We start from the raw sequence: 13,875 nt of genomic DNA, 5'->3' as shown, positions 1-13,875 counted from the left end.
TATTTTTATTTATGAATTTTGTACGTTTTATAGCCGAGTTTATTAATCCTAATATATTGGGTTATCGAAAATTATTAATAAAAGATTTTCAATGTTCACCAGCGTATGCAAGGATGTTAAATAAGCTTTTTTATTCTAATTTTTCATTCCAACAATTTATAGAATGGCATGAGAAAACTAATATTATAAATTTTGATATTATTAGACCTCGATCAAGGGAGGAAAAACACGGCAATTACTGCAGATTGGAGGATTTAGATTTATTTGAGTATGACTTTAAATACATAAAGTACGTCAATAATACTCATTTTCAATTTTTTCGTCAGGATCAATATCCGTCATTCCAATTAGCGGCCGATTCTTTGCCCTGTCCATATTTTCTAATCAGAAAGGATTTTGTTAATTATTTGGATGAGTTAATATTTTCATCTTTGCCTGATTTTAAAAAAAACAAGAAATCATCACAGTTTGAAAAGGAATTATTTGAAGGCGTATCTATCATTTTTGATAAAAAAAGAAATGACATGCAATTCTCTGATATTGTTAGCTATTTTTTCCCGGATTTATTATTTAAGATTAATGGGAAGACTATCAAATGTAATTTGCATACTGATTTAAGTTCCTTTACATTTGGTAGAAAAACATTTCCATTTTTTTATAGTCAAATTGTGCAAATAAAGGAAGATGAAAACCATCATGGGTTTGTTGATTTTGATCGCAGTGAACCATTTGTAGTAAATGAACCGGGAAGTGGGTTGTTTTTAGTCACCAACTCACAGGAGGTGATTGATAGAAGTAATAAATTCATTTTATTAGTGGCAGAATTATTTCTTCATTACTATACTGTTTTTGAGAAATGGGCGACAGAATTTTTAAGACAAAACTATACTAAAATTATTAGTCATCCAGAGTTTTAATATTGATTTTCTTATTATTGGCTTTTTAGAAAGCGCTTTCGGATGGAATTCTGAAAGCGCTTTCTATTTATAACTAAATGATCTTATTTACTCTCTAGTATAGATTCCGTTTTATGTTGACCAGGTATTCCGGAGCATGTTGACCAGGCAATATTTGCCGATATTTTATTTCTCAATATGATAATTATGGGTTCGTTTTAATATTTCCCAGTTATTCTCCTCAGAAATTTTCAATTCATTCTTTTGTCATTCCGGCAAATGTTGACCATCCCCTTTTTGCCTCTGGCTACCCTCCAATAAGACTAGAAAAGATTGAGTTTTTGTATTCATTTTACTCCCTTCGTTCAGATAAAATAAGGGGGTATATGGCTCAAAAACGTAATGCTTCCACTAACCCCATACTTTCCCTTGCACTAAAGTAGGCGTTATTATTTATATTCAGATTTTTACCATAATCAAACTACGAATAGTAAAATATTTCATTTTTCACAAGACAAGAATGATAAGTTGAGTTATAAGATTTATGATTTCTCAAATTGGAATAAATAATATGATACGAAAAATATTTAATTTTATACCCTTGTTAATTGGGCTGTTTTTTTTGAGTAGTTTTTGTTATCACTATACTAAATACTCAAAGTTTTTTGATGGAGCCACCCCACATGAGGTGTATGATATGCTATCAGTTATTGACTATTATAGGTATTGGGGTTTTTTTTTGATTTTGCTTGGTATTATTTTATCTTTTTTTATAAATAATAAAAAGTTGAAATGGTTTTCTATTTTAATATTGGTCATAACATACTTTATAATCTTTACGAATACGGGAAAGTTTAATCTGCTTTAAAGACTAATACAAATTAATGCAATGGGATTGGGTTACTCACCTAATCCCATTCCTATTATTGGGAACAAACCACGGGTAATAAATTATACAAGGATCATTTGCCATCCGGATTTTAGTATAATTCCTTGATTACAATACTTAGGTAATAATTATGCGACCAAATTCCCTAAATCCAGGCACCTTTGGCAAAGCATATAGGACTTTGAACAGAACTTGCAAGCTAATTAAAAATTGATTGCATTCTATTCAGAACTTGAAAAAACGCGTAATTATCCGGTATTTACGTTTCCAATCAGGGTGTTGCAAATTAATGACCCAGTGTTTTTAGTAAATAATGCCTCACTGAATGAATTCTCAAAGGCGGTTGAATTTATCAAAATCGATACGTCCTCATTTCCTTATGATATAGATAGAGGATATATTTATAGGGCGAACATTCAACAGCGGCCTTTAGATGAAAAGCAATAATCGTTTTCTCCCCAAAGCGTCTTCATATGAAAATCTGAAGACGCTTTGGTTATATGAACAGAATGATAATTGTTCCTGAGTTTATAAACCCTGCTATATTGGGTTATCATCAATTACTATTGGAAGATTTTGAAAAATCGCCAGAGTATGCAAGAATAGTAAACAAACTTTTTTATTCTGATTTTTCATTTCAACAATTTATTGAATGGCATAAGAATGTACAGATAATAAATTTTGATATTATTAAACCAAGAAAAAGAGAAGAAAAGCAGGGAGAATATTGAAGATTGGAAGATTTGGATCTGTTTGAATATCAATTTAAATACTTGAAAGATAGTGATATAAAGCATTACCAATTTTTTCGGCAATATGCTTATCCTTCTTTTGAATTGGCAGCTGATTCTCTACCCGGCCCGTATTATTTGATATGATTTGATTGGGAATATGGTGAGTGATTTGCAGGGAGGGATATCTAATGTTACTTGGACGATGTATGGTAAAATCAAGAAGATCACCAAGACAGATGGCAGCGAAATTGAGTATAAGTATGATGCCGATGGGAATCGTGTTTATAAGGCTTATACCCATGGTACACAGGTTGATAAAACCTGGTATGTGAGGGATGCGACTGGGGATTTACTGGCGGTTTATGGCAATAAGGATGGTGATGCTAATGTTTATTGGAAAGAACAACAATTATATGGTACTAGTCGTTTAGGTTCATGGTATCCTGATTTGATTATAACTGCTGGTGTGAGTGGCACTGCTACTTTATGGGGTGCTACTAATAAGAAGCAGTATGAGTTGTCAAATCATTTAGGTAATATTGTTTCTACGGTAAGTGATGAATTGAAATCAGATAATACGGCGTTGGTATTGAGTGCGAATGATTATTATCCGTTTGGTATGATTCAGCCGGATAGAAGTTATAGTAGTGGTGGGTATAGGTATGGATTTAATGGTAAGGAAAATGATAATGAGGTGAAGGGAGATGGGAATCAGCAGGATTATGGAATGAGGATTTATGATCCGAGGGTGGGGAGATTTTTGAGCGGGGATCCGTTGATGAAGGATTATCCATTTTACACTCCATATCAGTTTGCAGGGAATAAGCCTGTCACGTTTGTTGATATTGATGGTAACGAGGAAGGTTGGCCAGATATTTTATACAAAGCCCAAGAGGCAATAAGTAAAATTAGTACAATTTATAATAATGTACGAACGGTTGTAAATTTGCAAATTACGTTTATAAACATTCAAGTCTTGAAGTTTACGGACATGTTGAAGGGGCTTTCTCACTTGGGGCAAGAGCCGCTTTGGAGTTAAAGAATAATATAGGATTTGATATCAATTTAGGCTCAATGCAAATGCTAAAAGTTAGCGGAGACTTAAATGTTAATACTGGTAAATTTGAATATAATGTTAACTTCCTGGGAAAAGAGGGAACTATTGTTGCAAGTCAGGGTTTAAATCTGTCTTATGCAGCAACAGCTTTGGGGTTACCTGTTGGCGTAGGAGGAGGTGGAAATATAGAATACACATATGATACTAAAGCCAAAGAAGTTACCAATAAGACAACCGCATTCCAGGGAGGTACCTCTTATGGTCCAATAAATGTGAATCTATCCAAAGAGACCAGTGTTGAAAAGGATGGTTCAAAAAAAACAACCGTCAAGAATAGTGTTGGAAATGGTGCAGGTGCAGGATTTATGATTGTTGGAGAATATAATGTTGAAGTAGGTGTTAGATTCATTAAGGATTAAAAAAATAGAGATGATAAAAATTTCGACGGGTACTAACTCAGCTAGAATAATAACTTTTCTTTTATGTTGCTTTCCATTATTATTAGTATTGGGCAATATTTTATTTAGAAATTTCGGTATAGAGCATATCATATTTAATGTCCTAATTACTGGTGTGACTATCTCAGTTGCCTATAGAATAGCTTTCAATGACTATGAGATCTGGTTTTCCAAAATAGAAAATTGCATCATCATGAAAAAGAGAGAAAAAACAGTTAAATATGATGTCAATGAATTTTTATCTTTTAGATTGGAAACTCTTGGATTAAATATTTCATCAGGGTTTAGATATTACAGATTAAAAGTTGGTAACCGATCTTACCGGATTAGATACTTAATTAATGAAGATAATGAAGAGAATATCTTTGATTCAATTGACCCCTCTGAATATATGAGGAAAATAGAAAGCGAAATAAAAAATTCTATCAGGGTTAATATAAATGAGGCTATTTAGTAATGATAGAGTAGAATATCATCTTATGGAGCGCCTTCACATCTGCAAATGTGAAGGCGCTTTTTCTTCTATAGACAGCGGCTTGAGAAGAAATCTCTTATGAATTTTGTACAATTTATAGCTTACTTCATTGAACCTGCTATTTCTGGTTACCATAAAACAATTAATGGAGGATTTTGATAAATCACCTAATGATGCGGAGCAGGGTAATAACTCGGTCCTCACCATTCCTAATTGTATTGAAAACATCCGGAATTATGCAAAAACAGAAGTATGATTCAGCCGGATAGGAGTTATAGTAGTGGTGGATATAGGTATGGGTTCAATGGTAAGGAGAATGATAATGAGGTGAAGGGAAATGGGAATCAGCAGGATTATGGGATGAGGATATATGATCCGAGGCCAGGTAAGTTTTTAAGCACGGATCCTCTGTCCAATAAATATCCAATGCTTACCCCCTTATCAATTTAGTAGCAACAGTCCGGTATGTATGGTGGATTTGGATGGTCAGGAGCGGATTTCTTACAGAATAATGAAAATTGACGCAGAGTCAGGTATTGCTGCCCCAATCAAGCGTGTCTTAGAGGTTGATGTATATATTGCTGCTAATGAAAAAGGGAAAAATGGTGCATATAAATTTTTAGAACTGAGTAGCTTACGGTGGGCGATTAACACAGGTTATAACGGTAATGGGAAAGGTTTTTTAGATGAAGATGGATTGCCAGTGGAATTCAGGTTCAATTTTAAAACTTTTGATCCAAAAGTTACAAAGCAGACCCAATTGGCAGATGATTTATGGAGTCAAAAAATTGCAACAGATGAATTAAGCCCCCTTTGTTATCCTGTACCTACAGTAAAGGGTGTATCAATGTAGAAAGAGAAGATTGATGACAAGGGTGTAACCCAGCTTTCATCAATTCGTATTAATCCCCAAAGAGGCATTTATCCTTTGTATCAAGCAGAACGTCATGAATTAACCCATTTTTTGTTATTCCTTTATGGGTATTCTGAAAGAATTCCTAACAATATTGATGATCATGGCTTGGGAGGATGGATGCACTACGGGACAAGATATGTAGATGCAGATGGTAATACTACTACAGTTGAAGGTGTTGATAATAGCTTAAGCCCTGAAGCTGCAGAGAAAATAATTAAAGGTGTACCCAGAGTACCTGATGTAATACAAGAAAATTAATCTTTATGAAAAAATTATTGGTGTTAATATTAATGCTCTCGTTTTATGAAGTAAGTTTTGCAAAGTATCTTATTCAAGTAAAGTATCATTATAAATTATGGTCTGGACATGGTGTTAACATGTATTATAGTGAAGATGATTTGGTGCAATTGTATATGAGGATAACTAAAGTAGATACAATGACAGAAAAGAGCTTTTTAGAGGCGTTCCTATTACCTATGCATGAGAGAAATTACTATGGGGGTAATTGTGTGAGAAAGCAGGAGAAATTGAAAGATGTTTTCAGGTACTTTAAAAGTAAGAGAAAGAAAGTAATGATTATTGAAAACAAATTTCATAGCATTGAGATTTCTATTATTCAGGCAGATTATGAAATATGCTCTTTTTTAACTGAGGGCCGTTTCCCTTGTAATTGCAATTATAACAACACAGCGGTATTAGTAAGCAGACCAAGGCTTATATCCTGGCGTAAGAACGATAGGAAGTTGTTTTCTGAAATAAGAAAGCAATTGCAAATGCTGGTTGCTCAAACTGATACTGGAGGTATATATTAATTCCTATACATCTGCGCAAAGCAGGGGGATTTAGCAGGAGACTTTGGATTCGGTGCGAAAGGAAGCTTGAGAAAAGAACTCTTATAGAATTCTTATAATAAAGACCCGGGCATAGCTCCGGTTTTTTATTATTAATAAATTGGAATTTGGGTACATTACCTAGCTCGCATCATTGACTCTTGCCCCTTCATTCTATCCCTTTTCTGTTCACTGATATAGGCTAAATCGTTTGCCGGTTATTTAGGGATGCAATTCGTCTTTAAAATTGGGGATGGTCTTAAAAGAAATCAATAAAGGGCTATCGTAAAAAAATCAATAAGATGGAAACTATTTTGGAAATAATAGCCGAAATTATATTACTTATTATTTTCAGGTACCGGGGGCATACGTTGGACTATTTTTAGTTGCAGGTGTCCGTTTAAGGAAGTATTGAAAGATGATGGGTATATTAATGGAACGGTAGGGTTGGTTATTGTTGTTGGTCTGGTTGTTTTAGATACCTCCCTTTTTCCTGGAACCATCTAATCTGTTTCGACCTACACCTTGCAATATCTCACTAAACAAAGAAATCGTTGTACTATCAATGATCTTCAGGTTCCTGATACTTAAGCCTTTCAGGCGGCTGTCCGATATAAATGAATGATATTTCTTCAGTAATCCGTAATAGATTGTTTCAAAGACCTGGTAGCTTCGGTTCGTATTAGCATCTGATATAGTACTTCGGGCAGGCGCTTTGTCAAGACCCAAATGAGATAACTTCCCTTCACAACCGAGCATTCCTTCGCAAATCTCCCGAAGGCAATTGCAATAACTGAATACACCATACAGCAGCGTTACTAAATGAACCCGCAGCGGCAGCCGCTTATAGTACCGGTTTGAATTATGCTTCCGGTTAGCTGATTGTATTAGTGAATTGGGTATTACATCTAATATTTGTGATAAAACCGGGTGTCCGGGAAATTTTCTATCTTTATCCAAGTTTATGTTTTGAGTGTGGTAACCCAAAATTATAAACTATTGGGGCGTAATTGCCCCTTTTTTGTTTTAATCCTATTTTTTACCCGGACAATACTGACTATTAATATAGAAAAAGTGCCTTCAGGTATAATCTGAAGGCACTTTTAAAAAAAATGTATTTATCATCTTAAGCCTGAAACTCAGTATGACTAATGATTTTTGTATAGTTCTCCTTTAAAAATCCGGAAGCCCATTTCTCAAAAACAGTATAGTAATGAAGAAATAATTCTGCCACTAACAGTATGAACCTATTACTTCTATCTATTACCCCCTGTGAATTTGTAACTAAAAACATATTCTTTCCAGGTGCCTCCACTATGAAGGGTTCTTCCTTACTAAAATGGGGAATTCTCCGTTGATGTGCATCTATCGTAAATGATACATATTGGGTATAAAAAAATAAAAATGTTTCTCTGCTGAATGTAAAAGATTTTAGATCGGTCTGCAGATTACATTTAAGAATCTTTCCATTTATTTTAAATAATAAATCCGGGAAAACGTACCCTGAAATCCCACTAAAATGCATCTCATTCCTCTTTTTATCAAAGATTATAGACACCCCTTCAAACAGTTCTTTCTCAACCTGCGACAGTGTATTGTTTATTTTAAAAGACGGTAGCGATGAGAAAATTAAATCATCAAGATATTCTACAAAATCCTCTCTGATTAAGAAATATGGACGAGGGTAAGATTCAGCTGCTAAATCAGCAGAAGCATATGAATCCTGCCGAAAAAACTGATAATCTTTGGTTGAAATATCTTTGATGTATTTATATTGGTATTCAAACAGATCCAGGTCTGCTAATCTGCAATATTCTCCATCTTTCTCTTCCACTCCCATTGGATCTATTAAATCGAAATCTATAATTTCGACACGCTTATGCCATTCAAGGAATTCCTGAAATGAAAAATTAGAATAAAATAATTGGTTTACCATCCTGGCATAGTTTGGCGAATTCTCAAAATCCTCCATTAACAATTTACGATAATCTGAGATAGCTGGTTCAATGAACCAAGCAATAAATTGTACAAAATTCATAAGAGACATTTTTACAAAGAAGTTGTTTAAACTTATATAAAAAAGGAAGAGTTCCAGAGATTATAGATTTTTGTTTTGCGAAAAAAACGAATAAATATGGGACTCATAGACGAAGATAAAATAAGAGATCGGATTACGCCAGTTATTATGCAATACGTTTATTCCCGCTTCAAGTGGAGAACCTGATTCATCAAATAATTCATACTGTCCATTCGGATTTACATCCTGCAGCATCAAATGCATTAAATATAGAAAAAGTGCCTTCAGGTATAATCTGAAGGCACTTTTAAAAACAATGCATTTATCATCTTAAGCCTGAAACTCAGGATGAATAATGATCTTTGTATAGTTCTCCTTTAAAAATCCAAAAGCCCATTTCTCAAAAACAGTATAGTAATGAAGAAATAATTCTGCCACCAATAAAATGAATTTATTACTTCTATCAATCACCTCCTGTGAGTTGGTAACTAAAAACAACCCACTTCCCGGTTCATTTACTACAAATGGTTCACTGCGATCAAAATCAACAATACCATGATGGTTTTCATCTTCCTTTATCTGCACAATTTGACTATAAAAAAATGCAAATGTTTTTCTACAAAATGTAAAGGAACTTAAATCAGTCTGCTGATTACATTTAATAGTATTCCCATTAATCTTGAATAATAAATCCGGGAAAAAATAGCTAACAATATCAGAGAATTGCATATCATTTCTTTTTTTATCAAAAATGATAGATACGCCTTCAAATAATTCCTTTTCGAGCTGTGATGATTTCTTGTTTTTTTAAAATCAGGCAAAGATGAAAATATTAGAGTATGTTTAAATTTCAGTGGGTCCAAAATTAGGAAAGTACGAATCGATCAATTAGTTTGGATTTACCACAAAACAAACTATGAGAAGCAAGTTCACATTATTGACCGATTCGCACTGGGAAAGTATTAAAAATATATTAACGGACAAAAGAAAGCGTAAATATTGCCTTCGGACTATCTTCAATGCTATATTATAGATTTGCAGAACCGGCAGTCAGTGGCGTAATCTAAGCAGTGAATATCCATACTGGCAGATAGTTTACTGCTATTTTGACAAATGGAAGAAATCAGGAGTGCTGGAACAGGTGATGTTAAAATTGGTAAGGAAGGAAAGAATTTATCAGGGACACAATTACGCTCCATCAGTAGGTGCTATTGATAGTCAAAGCGTAAAGAAAAGTGCATTTGTAAGTATAGAAACCGGTATTGATGGAGGCAAACATATCAATGGGCGAAAGAGACACCTGGCAGTTGATAGTTTAGGATTACCGATTGCGATTAGTGTCAGTAGCGCAAATGTTCATGATTCTATAGGCGCTTTTGATTTGCTGTGGAGAATTGATAAAGTTAGTCATAGGATGAAACTGATTCGTACAGACAAAGCATACTGTGGAGATTTTAGCGAAATGGTTGAAAAATATTATAAGTGGAAAATGGAAATAACGCAGAAACCGCCGTCAGAAAAAGGTTTTGTGCCACAGAAAGGCAGGTGGCAGGTCGAACGATCATTTGCCTGGCTCAATAACTTTAGAAGGTTATCGAAGGACTATGAAAAGCTACCAGAATCTGCTGTTGCTTTCATCCAGGTAGCCTTCATTAGTATACTTCTAAAATAGGACTGTTCAAATTTTAAACATACTCTAAAGCAGATTAAACTTTCCCATATTCGTAAAGATTATAAAGTATGTTATGACCAATATTAAAATAGAAAACCATTTCAACTTTTTATTATTTATAAAAAAAGACAGAATAATACCAAGCAAAATCAAAAAAAAACCCCAATAACTATAATAGTCAATGAAGTTGTTTACACTTTTTGAAGGAAAAAAGGAAGTCCCAGGAATTAAGGATTTTTGTTTTAGCAAATAAAAACGAATAATTCTGGGACTCATAGACGAAGATAAGGTACGAGATTGGATTTTACCACATTTAAGCAAAGGCAAAAGAGGCTTTAAGGCCAGGATAGATTTAGTAAAAGTGGTTCAGTTGATTTTAAAGCGAATGAAAACAGGCTGCCAGTGGCGAGAGTTGAGTATTTGCGAATATTTTGATAAAGGGGCGACCTCGTGGCAAAATATTCACAGGTATTTTTTAAAATGGAGTAAAGACGGTTCATTCAAGAGGGCTTGGATCAATCTTTTATCTTGTAATAAGAAACTGCTGGATCTGTCAAGCGCCCAGTTAGATGGTAGCCATACACCAGTCAAACGTGGTGGCCAGGCGGTAGGTTATCAAGGCAGAAAAGCTTCAAAGACCAGTAATAGTTTGTTCTTATGTGACAACAGAGGTCAGATGCTGACGGTATCAACAGCGCAAAGTGGAGAGCATAATGACTTATACGATATAGTGAAGCTCTTTAAAGAAATGATCGGGGTTCTGGAACAATCCGATATCAATTGCAATGGAATATTTGTAAATGCCGATCCTGGATTTGACAGCGAAGATTTAAAACAAGTATGCATTGACTACGAGATTGAATTAAATGTAAAACCCAACTTGCGAAATCAAAAGAAGCAAAGTGATGAATACCGATATTTTGATGATCAACTTTACAAAAGACGAACAAAAATTGAACATGCCAATGCCTGGATGGATGCTTTTAAAGCATTGCTTGTCAGATATGAAAAAATTGTTGAAACATGGATGGCATTGCAATGGCTGGCTCTTATAACCCTTTTTTGTAGAAAATTAAAAGTATAAACAACTTCAATAACTGATAGCATATCATACACCTCATGTGGGGTGGCTCCATCAAAAAACTTTGAGTATTTAGTATAGTGGTAACAAAAACTACTCAGAAAAAACAACCCAATTAACAAGGGTATAAAATTAAATATTTTCCGTATCATATTATTTATTCCAATTTGAGAAATCATAAATCTTATAACTCACCTTATCATCCTTGTCTTGTGAAAAATGAAATATTTTACTATTCGTAGTTTGATTATGGTAAAAATCTGAATATAAATAATAACGTTCTGTCTGGACCTTCACCCCAAGATAATTAGATAATGAAGGATTACCAGATCCAGTAGGCCCTCATCTAATCCACCATTCCTTTCGAAAATTCCCTTGCTTAATTCCCCAAGAAGCATTCTTAAGTAATATCCTTCATTATTAAAAGGAAGATAAACACTTACAGTCAACTCCTGGAACTGCATTAAAGAAATCGTCATCTCCATTAGGATCGCAGGGTTTCTATCGATGAAATTGAAAAGAATGGGTACAACCTCAATATTTCAAGGTATGTAAGTACAACCATAAAAGATGAACCGGATTATTATCCTCAAAATATACAGGTAATCTAAAAGTGTATGCAACTTCAACCAACGCTTCTATTGCTAAGCCAGCGCAGTTATTTTTTTTCCAGGACTTTTTTCTAAATATCACAGTTGGATACTTGGGAAAAGATAAACGCTCGATACATTGTATCGGAAAACCGAGAACAGAGTACCTATTCTTTGATCAAAATTTTGAAGCTTCTATTGCCGATTCTATAACTACAACCTATTCCTGCATACTGAATGGTAGATTTTCCGGATTTCATAAATAATGATTTAAATTTCATTTATTGTTAAGGTAATATGAAGATACCTTCAGATTTTCTTCTGAAGGCATCTTGAGAAGAGAATAAAGCAACAGCTCATTCCTTTATTAATTCAGCTATGAAAATTTCATAATTAAATAGTTGCTTATTGAAACTATATAATACTAAGCAGTAATGAACTACTATTATTCCTAAAGGCATAACAATACCTACCCAATCATTATCTTTAAATCCCATAAAATATGAAATGATGATAAAAATAAAATAAAATATTACTAGTCTAGCGAAAGTGCCGTTGCTAAGTTTATGTGTACAATTCAATAATGTTAAATTATTCACATTAGCAAAACGAACGTCAACTGGAGGGCGGAGAGGATTCTTTGCATAAGTTAAACCATAGTTACCCATTACTAAAATGAATCCATCATTTGTTGGCTGACTAGTAAAATTTACATTATTAAATAAACCCTTCATAGATATCTTCCAGGATTTACTAACGGATGAATCAGATACTTTTTTGAGAATATCCTCCTTGCTAAGCTTTGTAGATACTTGCCATGTCTTAATTGGAAAAAATTTTACATCCATTTTTTTGGTTATTAAGTTGAAAAATTAGACAAAAAATCATTCGATTGTCCTCTGGAATTATTACTTCTTTTTTTTTATGTTGATTATTATTTTGACGAGAAGAATTATTAGCCTTCTCGGGTGTATCTGGTCGAGTGCTTCTTCCTCGAGATGGAGCAGAGGCATTATTCGCAGGAGTTGGCTGCACCTTCTTCTTTTCCACCGCATCTATTGTCTTTTTCATATCAATCAGTCCTGCGTGTAACGTTGTTGCCTGTCTTACAAGTTCGTGGATTTGATCTGGACTAATTGGTACAGCATCCTTCAATACATTTTCAAGCTCAGAAAGATCTCCTGTCCATTTAAATGTTGAATTGCCAGAATCTACATGAAACTTAATACCGGCACCAGGAGAGATTCCAGGAAGCGGTATTGCCAAACTTCCTCCAAGTTTTACATCATTCAATTGTCCTGTTTTTTCATCTTGTTGATAAGATAAATTTAAATCTAATCCACCTGAAAGTTCTACAAATCCTATATTGGCCCTATATTACTACCATATCCACCAGTTTGATCTAGTGTTGCCCGTGGAAATATAGTAACAGTAGGACCTACTCCAATGTATAACCCTGTTCCAAAACCCAGACTCCACGCATAACCATAACCTACATTTCCTTTGTAATCAATCCCTACAAAAATATTATAGCTACCAGTAACTAAAATTGCGGTTGCTCGAAGTCCATAACTAATTATTGCAGATTCTAAACCATCTAGATCAACAGCCCTTATCGGTGTATTAGAAGCAAACTGATAAGGCGTTTATAGAGGAGGAGGGAATTCCTAAAGGCTATGCCACTGGATTTGAAGGTATGATTAATTATATTATGGATCAATTACCTACAAATGAAGTAATAGAATCCGCTTTGCGGCAGCAATTGAAAATATATCCCGACAAGGCTATTCGTGAGTTTGTAGCAAATGCAATTATTCATCAGGATCTATCTATTACCGGTGCAGGTGTAATGGTTGAAGTATTTAAGGACTGAATTGAAATAACCAATCCAGGTACACCACTAGTCGATACCAACCGGTTTATTGATACTGCTCCAAAGTCAAGGAATGAGACTCTTGCATCACTTATGCGTCGCCTTAATATCTGCGAAGAACGAAGTAGTGGCGTGGATAGAGCAATTGAGGTAATTGAAGAGTTTCAACTTCCAGCGCCTAAATTTATCAGAGGAGATGAGTATACACGGGTCATTATATACGCACCCTTACCTTTAACAAAAATGAACAACGAAGACAGGATTAGAGCTTGTTATCAACATACCTGTTTGCATTATGTCAACAATGAAGCAGTGAATAATCAGTCTGTACGAAAGAGATTCAATATTAATAAAAACAATGTGTCGTTTGCTTCTAAAATTTGCTGA

Annotated in this window: 17 protein-coding genes; 12 read left to right on the top strand and 5 right to left on the bottom strand. The window is 34.2% G+C overall.

The features are described from left to right. Window positions 1-11 precede the first annotated feature (11 nt). The 8 genes from QQL36_RS05175 (at window position 12) to QQL36_RS05140 (ending at window position 6,237) form a co-directional block, all read left to right on the top strand. Entirely contained in the window at window positions 12-917 is a 906-nt protein-coding gene (locus QQL36_RS05175) for a hypothetical protein (protein WP_321569201.1), read from the top strand. Window positions 918-2,294: 1,377 nt separating this feature from the next. Continuing rightward, window positions 2,295-2,516, top strand: a complete 222-nt coding sequence (locus QQL36_RS05170; protein ID WP_321569200.1) for a hypothetical protein — start codon at window positions 2,295-2,297, stop codon at window positions 2,514-2,516. Between the two features lie 148 nt (window positions 2,517-2,664). Beyond that, window positions 2,665-3,558 carry an RHS repeat-associated core domain-containing protein gene (locus QQL36_RS05165; protein ID WP_321569199.1) on the top strand — a complete coding sequence of 298 codons (894 nt, stop codon included), beginning with the start codon at window positions 2,665-2,667 and terminating at the stop codon, window positions 3,556-3,558. Window positions 3,559-3,593: 35 nt separating this feature from the next. Further along, entirely contained in the window at window positions 3,594-3,995 is a 402-nt protein-coding gene (locus QQL36_RS05160; protein WP_321569198.1) for a hypothetical protein, read from the top strand. Window positions 3,996-4,227: 232 nt separating this feature from the next. Beyond that, on the top strand, window positions 4,228-4,488 hold the full coding sequence (locus QQL36_RS05155) for a hypothetical protein (protein WP_321569197.1): 261 nt from the start codon (window positions 4,228-4,230) through the stop codon (window positions 4,486-4,488). A gap of 490 nt (window positions 4,489-4,978) precedes the next feature. Next, a complete protein-coding gene (locus tag QQL36_RS05150) occupies window positions 4,979-5,362 on the top strand; it encodes a hypothetical protein (protein WP_321569196.1) in 384 nt (127 codons plus the stop codon). 75 nt (window positions 5,363-5,437) lie between these two features. Beyond that, on the top strand, window positions 5,438-5,683 hold the full coding sequence (locus QQL36_RS05145; protein WP_321569195.1) for a hypothetical protein: 246 nt from the start codon (window positions 5,438-5,440) through the stop codon (window positions 5,681-5,683). Between the two features lie 5 nt (window positions 5,684-5,688). After that, window positions 5,689-6,237, top strand: a complete 549-nt coding sequence (locus tag QQL36_RS05140) for a hypothetical protein (RefSeq protein WP_321569194.1) — start codon at window positions 5,689-5,691, stop codon at window positions 6,235-6,237. 492 nt (window positions 6,238-6,729) lie between these two features. Here the strand turns inward: QQL36_RS05140 and QQL36_RS05135 are convergent, their stop codons facing one another. The 3 genes from QQL36_RS05135 to QQL36_RS05125 all read right to left on the bottom strand — a co-directional run bounded on the left by QQL36_RS05135 (window position 6,730) and on the right by QQL36_RS05125 (window position 9,001). Continuing rightward, the gene (locus tag QQL36_RS05135; protein ID WP_321569193.1) at window positions 6,730-7,215 is read right to left on the bottom strand and encodes a DUF4372 domain-containing protein; all 486 of its coding nucleotides are present in this window, start codon (window positions 7,213-7,215) and stop codon (window positions 6,730-6,732) included. A gap of 166 nt (window positions 7,216-7,381) precedes the next feature. Beyond that, complete coding sequence (locus QQL36_RS05130) at window positions 7,382-8,293, bottom strand: hypothetical protein (protein ID WP_321569192.1); 912 nt, start codon at window positions 8,291-8,293, stop codon at window positions 7,382-7,384. A 309-nt stretch (window positions 8,294-8,602) separates the two neighbouring features. Beyond that, window positions 8,603-9,001: a hypothetical protein gene (locus QQL36_RS05125; protein ID WP_321569191.1), complete on the bottom strand. Its 399-nt coding sequence runs from the start codon at window positions 8,999-9,001 to the stop codon at window positions 8,603-8,605. A gap of 304 nt (window positions 9,002-9,305) precedes the next feature. Between QQL36_RS05125 and QQL36_RS05120 the strand changes: the two genes are divergently transcribed. After that, window positions 9,306-9,944, top strand: coding sequence for an IS5 family transposase (locus QQL36_RS05120; protein WP_321570542.1), 639 nt, complete (start codon window positions 9,306-9,308; stop codon window positions 9,942-9,944). 259 nt (window positions 9,945-10,203) lie between these two features. Next, window positions 10,204-11,028, top strand: coding sequence for a transposase (locus tag QQL36_RS05115; RefSeq protein ID WP_321570541.1), 825 nt, complete (start codon window positions 10,204-10,206; stop codon window positions 11,026-11,028). Between the two features lie 943 nt (window positions 11,029-11,971). Here QQL36_RS05115 and QQL36_RS05110 read toward each other — a convergent pair. Both QQL36_RS05110 and QQL36_RS05105 read right to left on the bottom strand, forming a co-directional pair. Then, window positions 11,972-12,463, bottom strand: a complete 492-nt coding sequence (locus QQL36_RS05110) for a hypothetical protein (protein WP_321569190.1) — start codon at window positions 12,461-12,463, stop codon at window positions 11,972-11,974. Next, the gene (locus QQL36_RS05105; RefSeq protein ID WP_321569189.1) at window positions 12,438-12,908 is read right to left on the bottom strand and encodes a hypothetical protein; all 471 of its coding nucleotides are present in this window, start codon (window positions 12,906-12,908) and stop codon (window positions 12,438-12,440) included. The genes QQL36_RS05110 and QQL36_RS05105 overlap by 26 nt, the downstream gene beginning before the upstream one ends. A gap of 418 nt (window positions 12,909-13,326) precedes the next feature. On the opposite strand from QQL36_RS05105, the gene QQL36_RS05100 reads away from it, so the two are divergent. Both QQL36_RS05100 and QQL36_RS35570 read left to right on the top strand, forming a co-directional pair. Continuing rightward, window positions 13,327-13,488, top strand: coding sequence for a hypothetical protein (locus QQL36_RS05100; RefSeq protein ID WP_321569188.1), 162 nt, complete (start codon window positions 13,327-13,329; stop codon window positions 13,486-13,488). Then, window positions 13,489-13,875, top strand: a complete 387-nt coding sequence (locus QQL36_RS35570; RefSeq protein ID WP_415751067.1) for an ATP-binding protein — start codon at window positions 13,489-13,491, stop codon at window positions 13,873-13,875.

This window comes from Chitinophaga sp. LS1, assembly GCF_034274695.1.
Taxonomy (GTDB): domain Bacteria; phylum Bacteroidota; class Bacteroidia; order Chitinophagales; family Chitinophagaceae; genus Chitinophaga.
The sequence above is the reverse complement of the archived record's forward strand: the minus strand, read 5'-3'. Positions and strand labels throughout refer to the sequence as shown.